Annotated in this window: 12 protein-coding genes; 4 read left to right on the forward strand and 8 right to left on the reverse strand. The window is 34.3% G+C overall.

All coding sequences use genetic code 11. The features are described 5' to 3' along the window. Window positions 1-12 precede the first annotated feature (12 nt). The 3 genes from FLAVO9AF_RS04800 to FLAVO9AF_RS04810 form a co-directional block, all read right to left on the reverse strand. Window positions 13-432 (reverse strand): DUF1801 domain-containing protein, encoded by a 420-nt coding sequence (locus FLAVO9AF_RS04800; RefSeq protein ID WP_159685143.1) that lies wholly within the window; start codon window positions 430-432, stop codon window positions 13-15. 93 nt (window positions 433-525) lie between these two features. Next, complete coding sequence (locus tag FLAVO9AF_RS04805; protein ID WP_159685146.1) at window positions 526-1,398, reverse strand: DUF808 domain-containing protein; 873 nt, start codon at window positions 1,396-1,398, stop codon at window positions 526-528. Between the two features lie 41 nt (window positions 1,399-1,439). After that, complete coding sequence (locus FLAVO9AF_RS04810; protein WP_159685149.1) at window positions 1,440-1,697, reverse strand: hypothetical protein; 258 nt, start codon at window positions 1,695-1,697, stop codon at window positions 1,440-1,442. Between the two features lie 399 nt (window positions 1,698-2,096). Here FLAVO9AF_RS04810 and rpsA point away from each other — a divergent pair, with 399 nt between their 5' ends. Both rpsA and FLAVO9AF_RS04820 read left to right on the forward strand, forming a co-directional pair. After that, window positions 2,097-3,872, forward strand: coding sequence for a 30S ribosomal protein S1 (rpsA, locus tag FLAVO9AF_RS04815; RefSeq protein WP_159685152.1), 1,776 nt, complete (start codon window positions 2,097-2,099; stop codon window positions 3,870-3,872). A 157-nt stretch (window positions 3,873-4,029) separates the two neighbouring features. Further along, a complete protein-coding gene (locus FLAVO9AF_RS04820) occupies window positions 4,030-4,584 on the forward strand; it encodes a fasciclin domain-containing protein (protein WP_159685156.1) in 555 nt (184 codons plus the stop codon). Between the two features lie 88 nt (window positions 4,585-4,672). Here FLAVO9AF_RS04820 and pheT read toward each other — a convergent pair whose 3' ends face one another. After that, the gene (pheT, locus tag FLAVO9AF_RS04825) at window positions 4,673-7,093 is read right to left on the reverse strand and encodes a phenylalanine--tRNA ligase subunit beta (RefSeq protein WP_159685159.1); all 2,421 of its coding nucleotides are present in this window, start codon (window positions 7,091-7,093) and stop codon (window positions 4,673-4,675) included. A 264-nt stretch (window positions 7,094-7,357) separates the two neighbouring features. Here pheT and FLAVO9AF_RS04830 point away from each other — a divergent pair, with 264 nt between their 5' ends. Together FLAVO9AF_RS04830 and FLAVO9AF_RS04835 are read left to right on the forward strand one after the other, a co-directional pair. Next, complete coding sequence (locus tag FLAVO9AF_RS04830; RefSeq protein ID WP_159685162.1) at window positions 7,358-8,863, forward strand: aldehyde dehydrogenase family protein; 1,506 nt, start codon at window positions 7,358-7,360, stop codon at window positions 8,861-8,863. A 96-nt stretch (window positions 8,864-8,959) separates the two neighbouring features. Further along, window positions 8,960-9,334: a DUF779 domain-containing protein gene (locus FLAVO9AF_RS04835; protein ID WP_159685165.1), complete on the forward strand. Its 375-nt coding sequence runs from the start codon at window positions 8,960-8,962 to the stop codon at window positions 9,332-9,334. Between the two features lies 1 nt (window position 9,335). Here the strand turns inward: FLAVO9AF_RS04835 and FLAVO9AF_RS04840 are convergent, their stop codons facing one another. From FLAVO9AF_RS04840 to FLAVO9AF_RS04855, 4 genes are all read right to left on the reverse strand, one after another. After that, complete coding sequence (locus tag FLAVO9AF_RS04840) at window positions 9,336-10,259, reverse strand: AraC family transcriptional regulator (RefSeq protein WP_159685168.1); 924 nt, start codon at window positions 10,257-10,259, stop codon at window positions 9,336-9,338. A 75-nt stretch (window positions 10,260-10,334) separates the two neighbouring features. Beyond that, a complete protein-coding gene (locus FLAVO9AF_RS04845; RefSeq protein WP_159685171.1) occupies window positions 10,335-11,201 on the reverse strand; it encodes a bestrophin family protein in 867 nt (288 codons plus the stop codon). Window positions 11,202-11,236: 35 nt separating this feature from the next. After that, the gene (locus FLAVO9AF_RS04850; RefSeq protein ID WP_159685174.1) at window positions 11,237-12,538 is read right to left on the reverse strand and encodes a TolC family protein; all 1,302 of its coding nucleotides are present in this window, start codon (window positions 12,536-12,538) and stop codon (window positions 11,237-11,239) included. A gap of 186 nt (window positions 12,539-12,724) precedes the next feature. Further along, window positions 12,725-15,820, reverse strand: a complete 3,096-nt coding sequence (locus FLAVO9AF_RS04855; RefSeq protein WP_159685177.1) for an efflux RND transporter permease subunit — start codon at window positions 15,818-15,820, stop codon at window positions 12,725-12,727. Window positions 15,821-15,870: the final 50 nt, after the last annotated feature.

Raw genomic sequence — 15,870 nt, forward strand, 5'->3', positions numbered from 1 at the left:
CTAATTCTTGATTTATGACTCGAACCGAGTTTTTAAGTATTCGATATTGGCTTTCATAATTTTTTGCAATTGATCCAAATCGATATCGCTGAGCTTATTTACATACAAACACGCTTTTCCTCTTTTGAATTTTCCTAAACTTGTTAAAAGAGATTCGTGCTCTTCGAGTCCAGTAAAAACATACAGCGAAATTGCAGATTTTCTTGGAGAAAAGCCAAGTAGCGGTGCATTCCCTTCGTGTCCGCTTTCATATTTATAGTGATATTTGCCAAAGCCAATTATTGATGCTCCCCACATTGTAGCTTTGCAACCAGAAACAGCCTGCATAATTTCAATTAATTGATGACTATCCTTTTTCTTTTGTTCTGAATCGGCAAATTTTTCAATAAAATCAGCCACACTTTGATCTGTTTCGATAGTTTTTTGCGCCATTTTCTTTAAAATTAGTATAAAAAATAAAGTTAGCTTTTATTTTGTAAATAAAACAAAAGCTAACTTGTAATTAATTGAAAATAGGGTTGTTATTTATTTTTTACCCAAAATTTTCTTTATGATTGTTACTACGAGTAGTGTAATTCCACCAAATACTAAGCCAAATAAAGGCTCTTTGATGAAACTAGGAACTTGTGGAAGAACGTGATGTAAATAATCGATTTGATGAGCAAAAATTCCACCAGCTACCATAATTAAAGCAATAGTTCCAATTACGGCTAAACTTTTAATGACTTTAGGTAAAGCGTTTACCAAAAAGTTTCCAATTTTGGTCAAAAAGCCATTTTCTTTACTGCTTAGTTGCATTAGTTTGAATCCCATATCATCCATACGAACAATTAAAGCTACTATACCGTATACACCGATAGTAGCAATAATGGCAACAATGGATACTACTGCAATTTGAGTTGTAATTGATTTCTCTAAAACGGTTCCTAAGGCAATGATTACAATCTCAACAGAGAGGATAAAATCTGTAACAATAGCTGCTTTTATTTTTCCTTTTTCTTGTGCAAGAATCTCTTCTTCGGTAAAAGATTGGGTTAATGAAATTTCAGCTTCGTGATGATGATGCGGAAAGAAATATTCATAAATTTTTTCGGCACCTTCATAAGCTAAATAAAGACCTCCTAAAACTAGAATTACTTTAATAGCCAAAGGCGAAAAAGCACTAAGCACAAAGGCTATTGGAAGAATGATTAGTTTGTTCAAAAACGAACCTTTTGTAATGGCCCATAAAACGGGTAATTCTCTTGAAGAAACAAATCCTGAAGCTTTTTCGGCATTAACAGCTAGGTCGTCTCCTAAAATTCCAGCTGTTTTTTTGGTAGCAATTTTACTCATTGCTGCCACATCATCCATAATTGCTGCGATATCATCTAAAAGTGCAAAAAAACCTGATCCCATTTTTTAATTTAAGTTAGTTATAAGTGTTAATTTATTTTGATTTACAATTGTTCATCAGCAGCACCAACTTCCTTGATTTGATCTAAGATGTTAGTTTGATTTGGCGAAATATAATTTTTAGGGTCATTAGTAGTTTCTTTCTTGAACAACAGGTCTAATGCGTTATATAGTTTTAATAAAACGTCTCGGTCTTGCTTATCGATTTCTACAGCACTGTTAAAATTAAACACGTAATTATTTGAATTACGAACCTCTACTTTAATGGTTTTGGGTGTGATTTTGAATTTAACGATATCCATATTTACTAATTTTGCCTAAAGCAAAACTAAATAAAATCAGTAAATCAATACTACAAAATTAATGATAATGTGATTTTTTAATTTTGCTAGTTTTCTGGTTGTTTCGATTTTAAAATGTAATTAATTGATTTGTTATGTTTTATGGTGCACATTGAAACAAATATCCTTAAAGAATAGTGTTTGAAAATTACTTTGGTTCATAAGGTTGTCTTACTTTCATAGAATGCACTAAACATCTAAGATTAAATATTTTGTCATATTGATTAATTGTTTTACTTTTGCACACCTTTTGGTGAATAAGAGTTTCCTTTAGGTATCAACTATTTATGTAAAACAACTTCTGTTTTTTCTCTCGCATTAAGAAACTCAAGAAAAACAGAATACAAATTTTTTATCAGCATGTCTGAACAATTAAAATCACAAGAAGAGTTTTTAGCAAATTTTAACTGGCATAACTTCGAAGAAGGTATCGATGCAGTAGATGAGAAAAACTTATTAGAATTCGAAGAACTAGTATCAAAAACTTTCATCGCTACAGATCAAGAAGAAGTAGTTGAAGGAGTAGTTGTTAGAATTACAGATAGAGACGTTATCGTTGATATCAACGCTAAATCGGAAGGTGTTATTTCATTAAATGAATTCCGTTACAACCCAAATTTAAAAGTTGGAGACAAAGTAGAAGTATTAATTGACATCCGTGAGGACAAAACTGGTCAATTGGTATTATCTCACAGAAAAGCTCGTACTATTAAATCATGGGATAGAGTTATTGCTGCAAACGAAACAGGTGAAATCGTTACTGGTTTTGTAAAATGCAGAACTAAAGGTGGTATGATCGTTGATGTTTTCGGAATTGAAGCATTCTTACCAGGATCTCAAATTGATGTTAAACCAATTAGAGATTACGATGTATACGTAAACAAAAACATGGAATTCAAAGTGGTAAAAATCAACCACGAATTCAAAAACGTTGTAGTATCTCACAAAGCGCTTATTGAAGCGGATATTGAAGTACAGAAAAAAGAAATCATCGGTCAATTACAAAAAGGACAAGTATTAGAAGGTGTTGTTAAAAACATTACTTCTTATGGTGTGTTTATTGACTTAGGTGGTGTTGATGGATTAATTCACATTACTGACCTTTCTTGGAGTAGAATCAACCACCCAAGTGAAGTTCTTGAATTAGACCAAAAATTAAACGTTGTAATCCTTGATTTCGATGATGAGAAAACAAGAATTCAATTAGGATTGAAACAATTAAACGCTCACCCATGGGATGCTTTAGATGCTAACTTAACTGTTGGTGACAAAGTGAAAGGTAAAGTTGTAGTTATCGCTGATTACGGTGCTTTCATTGAAGTAGCTGAAGGTGTTGAAGGTTTAATCCACGTTTCTGAAATGTCATGGTCTACTCACTTACGTTCTGCACAAGATTTCGTAAAAGTAGGAGATATCGTTGAAGGAGTTATTTTAACTTTGGATAGAGATGACCGTAAAATGTCATTAGGTATCAAACAATTGACTCAAGATCCTTGGACTGATATTACTTCTAAATACCCAGTAGGTTCTAAACATACAGGTATCGTTAGAAACTTTACAAACTTTGGTATTTTCGTAGAATTAGAAGAAGGAATTGATGGATTAATCTACATTTCTGACCTTTCTTGGACTAAGAAAATCAAACACCCATCTGAATTTGTAAATGTTGGTGAAAAATTAGACGTAGTTGTGTTAGAATTAGATGTTGACGGACGTAAATTATCTTTAGGTCACAAACAAACTACTGCTAATCCTTGGGATCAATACGAAGATTCATTCGCTGTAGGAACTATCCACAATGGTGAAATTTCTGAAATCGTTGACAAAGGAGCTACTGTAGAATTTGGAGATGATATCGTTGCTTTTATTCCTACTCGTCACCTTGAAAAAGAAGACGGAAAGAAATTGAAAAAAGGCGAATCTGCAGATTTCAAAGTAATTGAATTCAATAAAGAATTCAAAAGAGTAGTTGCTTCTCACACTGCTATCTTCCGTGAAGAAGAAGAGAAAAATGTGAAAGCTGCAACTGAAAATACTTCATCTGCTTCTACTAATGCACCAGCTGCAACTTTAGGAGATAACAATGATGTATTAGCTGCATTGAAAGCTAAAATGGAAAAATCAGAGAAAAAATAATTTCTAGATTTTCTAAATATAAAAGCCTCGCAATTTGCGAGGCTTTTTTTGTTAGACCTATTTTTGATGTTTTTATTTTTTTTAAAAAAAACGCTTCTTTTAAAACCATATTCCACTTTACTCCGTAAATGTCTATATAACTTAAAATATAGATATTATGAAAACTAGAAATTTTTTATCGGTTGCATTTTTTACTGTAGCAGTTTCTGTTACTTCTTTTGCTCAAAAAACAGTAATGGTGGGTGGAGCGCCAATGTATCCATCAAAAAACATTGTTGAAAATGCAGTCAACTCTAAAGATCACACTACTTTAGTTGCAGCTGTTAAAGCTGCTGGTCTTGTAGAAACTTTACAAAGTAAAGGACCTTTCACCGTTTTTGCTCCAACGAATGCAGCCTTTGATAAATTGCCCAAAGGCACAGTAGAAACATTAGTAAAACCTGAAAATTTAAAAATGCTACAAACTATCTTAACCTACCATGTAGTTGCTGGCAAAATGAATGCTGCTGATATAGCCAAAGCGATTCAATTGGGGAATGGAAAAGCAATGCTAAAAACTGTTAGCGGTGGAACCTTAACTGTATGGATGGATGGTAATGCTCTGTACTTATCAGATGAAAATGGCACCAAATCAAAAGTAACCATCGCTGACGTAAATCAGTCAAACGGGGTTATACATGTTATTGATACTGTAGTGTTGCCTAAGCAGTAATTCCTTTGCTTTTATAGTTTTTTTAAACTATTTAGAAAATAAAAAGCCCAATTCCTATAGAATTGGGCTTTTTTGAAATAATGACTATTTATCTCAAAACTGCTCCAAGTTCTGTTTCGAAATTCTTTTGCAATTTAGACATGATTTTATCAATCTGAGCGTCTTCTAAAGTCTTTGCAGTATCTTGAATTGTAAAACTTAAGGCATATGATTTTTTACCTTCGGGTAAATTTGACCCAGCATAAACATCAAACAAGTTGATTTCTTTTAGCAATGATTTTTCAGTTTGTCTTGCAATTTTATAAATAGCATCGTAAGAGACTTCGTTGTCTAATAACAAAGCCAAATCCCTACGAACTTCTGGATATTTTGGAATATCGGTGAATTTAATTTTGCTTGACACTAATTTTAAAACAAGTGCCCAGTTGAAATCGGCATAAAAAACTTCTTGTTTAATTCCAAAATACTTTAAAATTGACTTTTTAACTACACCAAATTCAACTAAAGTTTCTTGGCCTAATCCAAAAGCAATTCCTTCTGAAAAAACATCAGAAGTTACGGGAATACAATTGGTTTTTTGAATTCCTAATTTTTCTAAAATTGCAGTAACAAAACCTTTAAATAAAAAGAAATTGGATGGTTGTGATGCTTGTGTCCAACTTTCTTGATTTCTATTTCCGGTTTGGAACAAAGTCAAATGTTTGATTTCTTCGTAACCAGAAGGGTAGTTGTGGTATGATTTTCCGAATTCAAATAGTTTTAAATCGGCATTTTTTCTGTTGATGTTGTAAGCCAATGCTTCTAATCCAGAAAACAATAAGGATTGTCGCATTGTTGCTAAATCACTACTTAATGGATTTAGCATCGTTACATTGTGTTCTTCTTTTAGTACAGTTGAAAGTTCTGCATAAGCAGCAGTAGTCAACGAGTTGGCCATCATTTCATGAAAGCCTTGTGCGTTCAATTGTGAAGCAATAGTGTTTTGAACTTTATAATCTTCTGTTCTTGGTGAATTGGCTACAGAAGCATTGATTTTTTTGGATAAACTAATATTGTTGTATCCGTAAACGCGAAGAATTTCTTCGATTACATCTATTTCTCTTTGAACATCAACTCGATAAGCTGGAATTGTTAATCCCAAACCAGCATCAGAAACACTGTTTACTTTTATTTCTAAAGAAGCCAAAATTTGTTTGATGGTATCTTTTGGTAATTCTTGACCAATGATTTTAGCAACTTTGCTAAAGTTTAAGAATACCGTAAAGTCTTCTATTTTCTTTGGATATACATCCACAATATCAGATGTGATTTCTCCACCTGCCACTTCTTGAATCAAAAGTGCCGCTCTTTTTAAAGCATATTCTGTGATGGTTGGATCTATTCCGCGCTCAAAACGGAAAGAGGCATCGGTGTTTAATTGATGTCTTTTAGCAGTTTTTCGAACGCTTACTGGATTAAAGTAGGCACTTTCAAGGAAAATTGCTGTTGTGTTTTCGGATACACCAGAATTTTTTCCTCCAAATACACCTGCGATACACATTGGTCCTTTGTCATCACAAATCATTACATCTTCTTCATGCAAAGTTCTTTCGATATCATCAAGAGTAGTGAATTTTGTTCCTGTAGGCAACGTTTTTACTTGTACTTTTCCGTTAATTTTGTTAGCATCAAAAGCGTGAAGAGGTTGTCCTAAATCGTGTAAAACATAATTGGTTACGTCAACAATATTGTTTTTCGGATTGATTCCTACTGCTTTTAAACGATTTTGTAACCACTCAGGCGAAGTTTTTACGGTAATTCCGGATATCGTAACTCCGCAATATCTTGGTACTAATTTGCTCTCTTTTACATCAACATCTATTTTTAAAGTGCGTTTATCAACTCTAAAATTACTAACAGATGGTGTGATTAACTCTACGTTAACACCACTTTGTAGCATTCCTGCTCTTAGGTCTCTTGCGGTTCCAAGATGACTCATAGCATCAGCACGGTTTGGTGTTAAGCCTATTTCAAAAACTTCGTCATTTTCAATTTTAAACACGGTGGCTGCTTTAGTTCCTGGAACCAAAGTTTCATCTAAAATCATAATTCCATCATGACTTTCGCCAAGACCTAATTCATCTTCTGCGCAAATCATTCCGTGGCTTTCTTGTCCGCGTATTTTTCCCTTTTTTATGGTAAATGGATTTCCTTCTTTATCATACAAAACCGTTCCAATAGTTGCAACAGGTACTTTTTGTCCAGCACCTACATTACTTGCTCCACATACAATTTGAACGGGTGTCCCATCTCCTAAATCTACTGTTGTAACCTTTAATCTATCAGCATCTGGGTGCGGTACACAAGTAAGTATGTGTCCTACTACAATGCCTTTTAAACCTCCTTTTACAGATTGGTATTTGTCTACAGTTTCTACTTCAAGTCCTAAATCTGTTAGTAATGCTGCTGTTTCTTCAGAATTCCAATCAATCTTAATGAATTGTTTGAGCCAATTATATGATATCTTCATTTGTCATTTTTAATAAGATTGCAAATATAAGGATTGCTATTTTGAGATAGAAACATTTTTTTTGGTTTTTACTATTGCTTTGTTTGTTATAATGATGTGGTTTTTATTGATATATGTATAAAAAATTAATATATAAAAAATGATAAATTAAAAATAAATACATAAAAAATACACATATGCTAATTTTATGCTACTATTTGAAATAATTGTGCTATTCTGGTGTTGACAATCGGATTACTTTTGAACAAACTAAACTTTTTAATTATGAGTAATATAGCACAAAGACCTACGTTTAAGGCAAAGTATGACAATTACATTGGTGGAAAATTCATTGCTCCAACAGCTGGAAATTATTTTGATGTAATTTCTCCGATAGACGGTAAAGTATTTACTCAAGCGGCACATTCAACCAAAGAGGATTTGACTTTAGCAATTGATGCAGCCGATGAAGCATTTAAAACTTGGGGAAAAACTTCTGTAACAGAAAGAAGCATAATTTTGAATAAAATTGCGCAGGTTATAGAGGATAATTTAGAATATATAGCTACAGTAGAAACTATTGATAATGGTAAAGCAATACGAGAGACTCTTGCTGCTGATATTCCATTGGCCATAGATCACTTTAGATATTTTGCTGGGGTTATTCGTGCTGAAGAAAGTTCAATTAGTGAATTAGATGCACAAACGGTATCCATAGCTTTAAGTGAGCCTTTGGGGGTTGTTGCTCAAATTATTCCTTGGAACTTTCCTATTTTGATGGCTGTTTGGAAATTAGCTCCAGCACTTGCAGCTGGTAATACAGTAGTTTTGAAACCTGCCGAAAGTACACCTATTTCTATAATGGTACTTATGGAATTAATTGGGGATTTATTGCCTCCTGGAGTTGTAAATATAGTGAATGGATTTGGAGCTGAGTTGGGAAGAGCATTGGTCACAAACAAAAAAGTTTCTAAAGCCGCATTTACAGGTTCAACTGCAACGGGGCGTTTGGTGATGCAGTATGCAACTGAAAACATTATCCCTGTAACTCTTGAACTTGGCGGGAAATCTCCAAATATTTTCTTCCCTTCCGTGGCTGATGCCGATGATGAGTTTTTTGATAAGGCAGTAGAAGGTGCAGTGATGTTTGCCTTGAATCAAGGCGAAATTTGTACGTGTCCTTCCAGATTGCTAATTCACGAAGCTATTTATGATCGCTTTATTGCAAAAGTTATAGAAAGAACTGCTGCAATTAAATTAGGGCATCCGCTGGATAAATCGAGTATGATGGGGGCTCAAGCTTCTATTATTCAAAAAGAAAAAATCATGTCTTATTTGAAATTAGGTAAGGAAGAAGGCGCTGAAGTTTTGATAGGAGGCGATGAGAACAAGCAAGAAGGAGAGCTTGAAAACGGATATTACATTCAGCCTACTATCTTTAAAGGGCATAATAAAATGCGCATTTTTCAAGAAGAAATTTTTGGTCCTGTTCTAGCGGTAACTACATTTAAAACTACTGAAGAAGCTATTGCCTTGGCTAATGATACTATGTATGGTTTAGGAGCAGGAGTGTGGACAAGAGATGCTCATGAAATTTACCAAGTTCCAAGAGCGATTAAAGCTGGACGTGTCTGGGTAAATCAATATCATGCGTATCCGGCAGGAGCGCCATTTGGAGGATACAAGCAATCAGGTATTGGTCGCGAAAATCACAAAATGATGTTAGGACACTATCGCCAAACTAAAAATATGCTGATTTCTTATGATAAAAATAAATTAGGTTTCTTTTAGTTTTTACATAAATTAAATAGTGATTATTGGTTAATCAAAAAACCTGGCGTTTTGCTTTTGTGAACGTCAGGTTTTCTTACTTTAAATGAATGAATTATGATAAAGCGTATTACGGCTACAGCAAGTGCTATTGAAATGATTGCAATTTTGAAAGAAAAACACGGTGAACTTATGTTGTATCAAGCAGGAGGATGCTGTGAAGGGACACAACCTCAGTGTTTTGAAAAAGGAGGCTTCTACCTACGCACAGGGGATGTATGCATTGGAACTATTGAGAATACTGAATTTTGGGTTGATAATGATTTGTTCCAATACTGGAAACACGCACATTTTACACTAGATTTGATTGATGGTTTTGGTGCTGGAGGATTTTCATTAGAAACTCCAATGAAAAAGACATTTCGAATTGAGTACCGTCTTTTTACTGCTGAAGAAACTCAAAATTTAGAACCTTTGCGGTTTATGGAATAAGCTAGTTTGCATATAACAATTGATATTGTTTTGGAGTTATTCCTTCATACTTTTTGAATAGTCGCGTGAAGTAATTAGCGTCCTCAAAACCTGATAAATAGCAAACTTCATTAATTTGAATGGTTTGATTTTTTAGTAGTTGTTTCGCGCATTTTATTTTTTCATTCAAAACAAATTCTATTGGACTCATTCCTAACTCTCTTTTAAATAATCGATAAAAAGAGGTACTGCTCATACACGATTGTTCGCTGAGTTTTTTCAAACTCATATTGCCATTCAAATTTAATCGAATGTATTCTACTGCTTGCGCGATAGAGTTATTGGAGTCTTGAATTTTTCCTTCTTCAAAAGATTTTACGGTTTGAGTTTGAATAATCCGAATTAGCAATTCTTGTAACGTCAAATCTGCCAATACATCTTTAGTGATTGCAGTACTCATACATTCTTTGACTAATTTGTTGATTGTCGTAGCTAATTCGATATTATTATAGAAAAAATAGTTTTGATAGTTCAATTGCCAAAACTGATTACTTCCTTCTTTTGGGTAACGCTCATTCAAAAAATGTAAAGTTTCTTTGATTTTGCTTTGGTCAATTGCTAAAGCTAAACACTGCGTTGGGTTGTTTTTTGAAGCATCTGGGAAGTCGATTTTCATTTCAACATTTGACGGAATTACTACTGTTTCGCCTGGTAAATAGTCAAAACTGGGGTCATCAAACAAGTGCATAATTTTTTTGCCACGAAGCATACTAGTTACAACCAAATCATTGAATTTTAAAGGAACCAATTGAGAAGATTCATACGTTTCGAAAATGTTTAATTCGCAGTGATTAAGGGAATATACCGTTCTATTCTCCACTAAAGTTTTTAGCGACTTTTCATTCGTGAGACTAGGAGGAATCAATAAGGCTCGATTGGTTTTCATAGAAATGCTTTCAAAAACAGAACTTTAAATTTAAGGAAAATAAGTTTTGAAATTTGAAACACACTAAAAAAAAATCTACTGCAACAACTCCTCAATATGCTTTTTAATGTTGGAAGCAATCTTTGCAGTTGGCAAATCATTCGCATCAGAACCAAAAGGGTCCTCAATTTCTTCTGCAATCAATTCTAAACTAGCCAAGACATAAAAAATAAAAACGACTACAGGAACTACATAATACCCTAAGCTAAAAACATAGCCAAAAGGCAAAGTAAGTACATAGATAAAAATGAATTTCTTGATAAATGCACTGTACGAATAGGGGATAGGGGTGTTTTTTATGCGTTCACAAGCACCACAGATATCTGTAAATGATTGGATTTCGTTATTTAGAATAATCAGTTGGTCACCAGTTATTTTTTTGGAAGTATACAAATCATTGATTTTCTTAAAGAGCATTTGTGCTATTTGATTAGGACGGTGTCTATGATGGTCAATTTCTAAATCTACATCATCAAACAGTTGTTGTGCAGTTTCTTCGTCATTGAGATGCTTTTGCAAAATAGAAGCATAACCAGGAATCATTTTTCTAAAAAATACTTTATCCTTCTCGTCTTGCAAAATAGCAGACAATTTAATAGCTAGGTTTCTACTATTGTTTACTAAACCGCCCCACATTTTGCGTCCTTCCCACCAGCGGTCATAAGCTGTATTGGTTCGGTATGCTAGTAACAACGAAATTACAAATCCCAGCATACTGTGCATCATCGAAATGTTTTTGACGTGACTATCTTCTGGTAAATGCCAATATTCTATTTCTAAAAAAGCAACTCCAGCTGAATAACTACCAATAAAAAACATAACAGGGGCTAGTTTTCTAAAAGTATCACCTTTGCTGAAATGGAAAATAAATCCAAACCAATCCTTGGGGTTGTATGATTTCATTTAAAAGAAATTAGGAAAATAATAATTTAAAAAAACTAGAAAGTGATGTTTCCTGCTAACTCTTTTAGCGCAATTTCAGATAATTTCGCTTGGTATTGTGCATTGCTATTTCTTACTCTTGCATTCACATAATTCAGCTGAGCGGCACGGAACTCAATAGTAGTTATGGTACCAATTTTTAGCTTATCAATTGTAATAGCAAGATTTTGTTTGGCAATCGCTTCGTTATTTTGCTCCAAATTAATTAATTCTAAATTGGTCAAATAGGTTTGATAAAACGTAGACAATTGCGATTCCAATACTTGAGATTGCTGCTCGATAGCTAGTTTTGTATTTTCTAATTCAAACTTGGCTATTTTTTCATTTCTATTTTGAGCAAAACCATCAAATATATTTAAGGTTGCAGAAAAACCATAATTGAATCCTCTTGCAGAAGATTCTCTAGTAAATCCCAAACTTGATTCGGTATTTTGAAAATTGTAACCTGTATTCAAACTCACTACAGGATATCTAGCGGCTTTGACTTGTTTGAGTTGCAATTCCGAAACATTTTTGGCAATAATTTGGGTTTGCAATTGCGGATTTTGTTGTTTGGCAAGTTCAATCAATTGTGGTAATACCAAAGAATTATCCACTTTGATATCATTCAAAACCGTAAATTCTTTCTTGACATCTCTAGCCAGAATTTGATTCAATTTAATTTTGGTATTGGCATACAATTCTTTTTGTCGCAATAAGGTTACTTTATCGGTATTTAAATCTACCTGAGCATTTAAAACCTCTAATTTTGAAGCTTTCCCAATTTTGAATCGGTTTTCAGCCAATTGTAATCGCTGCGATGAAATCAGTAAGGTACTATCAATGGCTATCAATTGCTGTTGTTGTTGCACCAAATCAAAATACGTTGCATTTACTTCAGCAATTTTTAGCAAAATCGTTTGCTTTAATCTTGTCTCTCCTAACTTTTGCAATTCCTTCAATTGATCGTATCTTGCAAACATTCTCAGACCATCAAAAATGGTCCAATCCAAACTCACACCATAATTCAAACTGTTATTTTTGGCATTTTTCAAAGAATTTACCTGACCCGTTTGCAAGGTTTGAGAACTGTTTTGAACCCTATTATTGTCCACCACGGAACCCGTTATCGTAGGCAACATACCAGCATTTCCCTCAGACATATTGACTTTGTCTATGTTTAGGTTATTACTCGCAATTTTTATTTCGAAGTTATTCTCCAAGGCTATTGCCACCGCGTCTTTTATCGTCAATACTTCTTGAGCATTTCCTAAAACACTACCAAGCAATACCAAAAAAGCAATTATATTTTTTTTCATTTCTTATTTTCAACTACCAATTAAATTCTAATTTTCTATTTGAGGAGCACCACATTTGTTATCAAAACACGATTCCTCCCGCTATCCGCTATATCTTTTTTTATTTTTGAAAAGAAAAATAAAAAAAGGATGCCGCTGCTATCGGGGCTAGACTACACGTTTCATTTTCATAAAACGTAGCCAAAATTATTTCGATTCGGCTTCGTATTCTGCAATATGGTCAAATTCAGGATAATGTTTTCTGGCTTTAGACCACATCAAATACAACGCTGGAATTACAAATAAAGTCAACACCAATGAAAAAATGGTTCCTCCAACAATCACGACTCCCATACCAATTCTACTAGTCGAAGCTGCTCCAAGTGACAAAGCAATTGGCAACGCTCCTAACGAAATCGCCAAACTCGTCATCAAAATAGGACGCAAACGCGCTTCAGAAGCTTCCATAATCGCTTCAAATTTTGGTTTGCCTTGTTCTCGTAATTGATTCGCAAATTCTACAATCAAAATACCATTTTTGGTCACCAACCCAATCAACATTACGGTTCCAATCTGACTGAAAATATTCCAAGTTTGATTAAACAACCACAACGAAAACAAAGCTCCAGCAACCGCCATCGGAACAGTCAAAATGATAATAAACGGGTCAATAAAACTTTCAAATTGTGCTGCTAAAATCAAAAATATCAAGATTAAAGCCAATCCAAAAGCAAAGGAAGTATTTGAACTACTTTCTACAAAATCTCGAGATTCTCCACCTAAATCAGTAGTAAACGTATCGTCCAAAACTTTGGCTTTGATTCTATTCATCGCTTCAATTCCTTCGCCCAAACTTTTGCCTGGCGCTAATCCCGCCGAAACAGTGGCCGACATATAACGGTTGTTGTGATACAATTGCGGTGGATTACTTTGTTCTTGAATGGTCACCACATTGTCCATCTGAATCAATTCTCCTTTGTTGTTTTTGACAAACATAGAAGCAATATCAAGTGGTTTGGTACGGTCTTCTTGGTTGAACTGACCAATGACTTGGTATTGTTTTCCGTTTTGCATAAAATAACCAAAACGTTGTCCGCTCAACGAAAGTTGCAAGGTTTGTGCAATATCCAAAACCGAAATTCCTAAGCTTTCTGCTTTTTCTCTGTCGATGGTAACGGTGACTTCAGGTTTGTTGAATTTCAGGTTCACATCCGTAATCGCAAAAGTGGAATCTTTAGCGGCTTCTTCCATAAACAATGGAATTTTCTCTTCTAATTTTTTAAAGTTTGGCGCCTGAATAATGTATTGAATAGGCAATCCTCCACGACGGTTCACGGCAATTGTTGGTTGCTCAATAACTGCTGTTTTAGCTTCAGGAAATTGTTTGGTGATTTTGGTTAATTGTTCTGCAATTTCCTTTTGAGAACGCTTTCTTTCTTCTGGTGCTTTCAAGGCAATACGAACACGTCCGCTGTTTACCGTAGAGGCTCCAAAACCTGGTGATGTTATGATAAGCGAAACATTTTTCTCTGGAATGGAATCGTCTACAATTTTAGAGACTTCCTGCATAAAACGGTCAGTATATTCATAAGAAGCGCCTTCTGGAGTAGTCATTGACATTACAATGGCACTTCTGTCATCATAAGGAGCTGTTTCTTTTTTCAAAAGCGAAAAGAAAAGGTAAATCAATCCAAAACAAGCAATCAAAATAGGGAAACTCAACCATTTCTTTTTCATAAAACGGCCTAATGATTCTGCATAGTTACTGTTTAATTTTTCAAAATAAGGTTCGGTCATCAAATAGAATTTGGATTTCTTTTGAACCCCACCTTTCATTAAATAGGCATTTAGCATTGGAGTCAATGTCAAAGAAACAAAAGCTGAAATTAGTACTGCTGCACCAATGACCACTCCAAATTCCCTAAACAATCGTCCCACAAAGCCTTCTAAAAATATAACAGGAAGAAATACTGCTGCCAACGTAATCGAAATCGAAATTACCGCAAAAAAGATTTCATTCGACCCTTTTATTGCTGCTTCAATAGGCGACATTCCTTCTTCTACCTTTTTGAAAATATTTTCGGTTACTACAATTCCATCATCAACTACCAATCCTGTAGCCAAAACAATTGCCAACAACGTCAACACGTTAATCGAAAATCCAAAAAGCCACATAATAAAGAATGTTGCAATTAAGGAAACGGGAATATCAATTAACGGACGAAAGGCTATAGCCCAATCTCTAAAGAATAAATAGATAATTAAAATTACCAGAATGATAGAAATACCAAGAGTTTCAGCTACTTCAACTACCGATTTTTTTACGAAAATCGTACTGTCAATCGCAATGTTTAATTTGATATCCTTTGGTAAATCTTTTTGCAAAGAATTGTAAACTTTATAAAACTCTTTGGAAATATCTAAATAATTGGCTCCTGGCAGTGGAACTATCGCCACACCCAATAACGGAAGCCCTGATTGACTCATTTTGGTCTCTAAATTTTCAGCACCAAGTTCAGCATTTCCAATATCACTAAAACGGACAATTCTATCGCCCTCACTTCGAATGATGATATTATTGAATTCTTCAGGTTTAGAAAGATTACCAACTGTTTTTACTGTTAAATCAGTATTGCTTCCTGTTAATTTTCCTGAAGGTAATTCTACGTTTTGTTTATTAAGAGCGGTACGAACTTCTGCAACAGTACACCCATAAGCTGCTAATTTTACTGGGTCAATCCACAAACGCATAGCGTATCTTTTTTGTCCCCAAATCTGTACACCACTTACACCAGGAATGGTTTCTAGACGTTGCGCAATTACATTTTCAGCAAAATCACTTAATTCTAATGCATTTCTCGTGTCACTTTGAACCGTCATAGAAATAATAGATTCCCCATTGGCATCAGCTTTCGAAACAACTGGAGGAGCATCAATATCTTGTGGTAGGCTACGAACAGCTTGTGATACTTTATCGCGTACATCATTGGCAGCTTCCTCTAAATTTTTGCTCAGATCAAACTCAATAGTAATGTTACTACTTCCTTGAATACTCGAAGAAGTAACATTTCGAATACCATCTATAGAGTTTATGGCTTTTTCTAAAGGTTCAGTAATTTGAGATTCGATAATATCTGAATTCGCTCCAGTATAATTCGTTCTCACTGAAACTTGAGCAGGGTCGATAGAAGGGAATTCTCGAACTCCCAAAAAACTGTAGCCAATGACTCCAAACAAAATGATAGTTAGATTCAAAACTATCGTTAGAACGGGTCTTTTTATGCTTATGGTGGATAAACTCATTTGTTTTATTTTTTCTTTTAAAGTCCTTAGTGGTTAGTTCTTCAGTCCTT

It is taken from the genome of Flavobacterium sp. 9R (genome assembly GCF_902506345.1).
In the GTDB taxonomy this organism is placed as follows: Bacteria; Bacteroidota; Bacteroidia; order Flavobacteriales; family Flavobacteriaceae; genus Flavobacterium.

Bases quoted from the DNA above. Each gene is read 5' to 3' on its own strand.
- FLAVO9AF_RS04820 (WP_159685156.1), top strand. From the start codon at position 4,030: ATGAAAACTAGAAATTTTTTATCGGTTGCATTTTTTACTGTAGCAGTT.
- FLAVO9AF_RS04805 (WP_159685146.1), bottom strand. From the start codon at position 1,398: ATGGGATCAGGTTTTTTTGCACTTTTAGATGATATCGCAGCAATTATG.
- FLAVO9AF_RS04845 (WP_159685171.1), bottom strand. From the start codon at position 11,201: ATGAAATCATACAACCCCAAGGATTGGTTTGGATTTATTTTCCATTTC.
- FLAVO9AF_RS04855 (WP_159685177.1), bottom strand. From the start codon at position 15,820: ATGAGTTTATCCACCATAAGCATAAAAAGACCCGTTCTAACGATAGTT.
- FLAVO9AF_RS04810 (WP_159685149.1), bottom strand. From the start codon at position 1,697: ATGGATATCGTTAAATTCAAAATCACACCCAAAACCATTAAAGTAGAG.
- FLAVO9AF_RS04850 (WP_159685174.1), bottom strand. From the start codon at position 12,538: ATGAAAAAAAATATAATTGCTTTTTTGGTATTGCTTGGTAGTGTTTTA.
- rpsA (WP_159685152.1), top strand. From the start codon at position 2,097: ATGTCTGAACAATTAAAATCACAAGAAGAGTTTTTAGCAAATTTTAAC.
- pheT (WP_159685159.1), bottom strand. From the start codon at position 7,093: ATGAAGATATCATATAATTGGCTCAAACAATTCATTAAGATTGATTGG.
- FLAVO9AF_RS04830 (WP_159685162.1), top strand. From the start codon at position 7,358: ATGAGTAATATAGCACAAAGACCTACGTTTAAGGCAAAGTATGACAAT.
- FLAVO9AF_RS04840 (WP_159685168.1), bottom strand. From the start codon at position 10,259: ATGAAAACCAATCGAGCCTTATTGATTCCTCCTAGTCTCACGAATGAA.
- FLAVO9AF_RS04800 (WP_159685143.1), bottom strand. From the start codon at position 432: ATGGCGCAAAAAACTATCGAAACAGATCAAAGTGTGGCTGATTTTATT.
- FLAVO9AF_RS04835 (WP_159685165.1), top strand. From the start codon at position 8,960: ATGATAAAGCGTATTACGGCTACAGCAAGTGCTATTGAAATGATTGCA.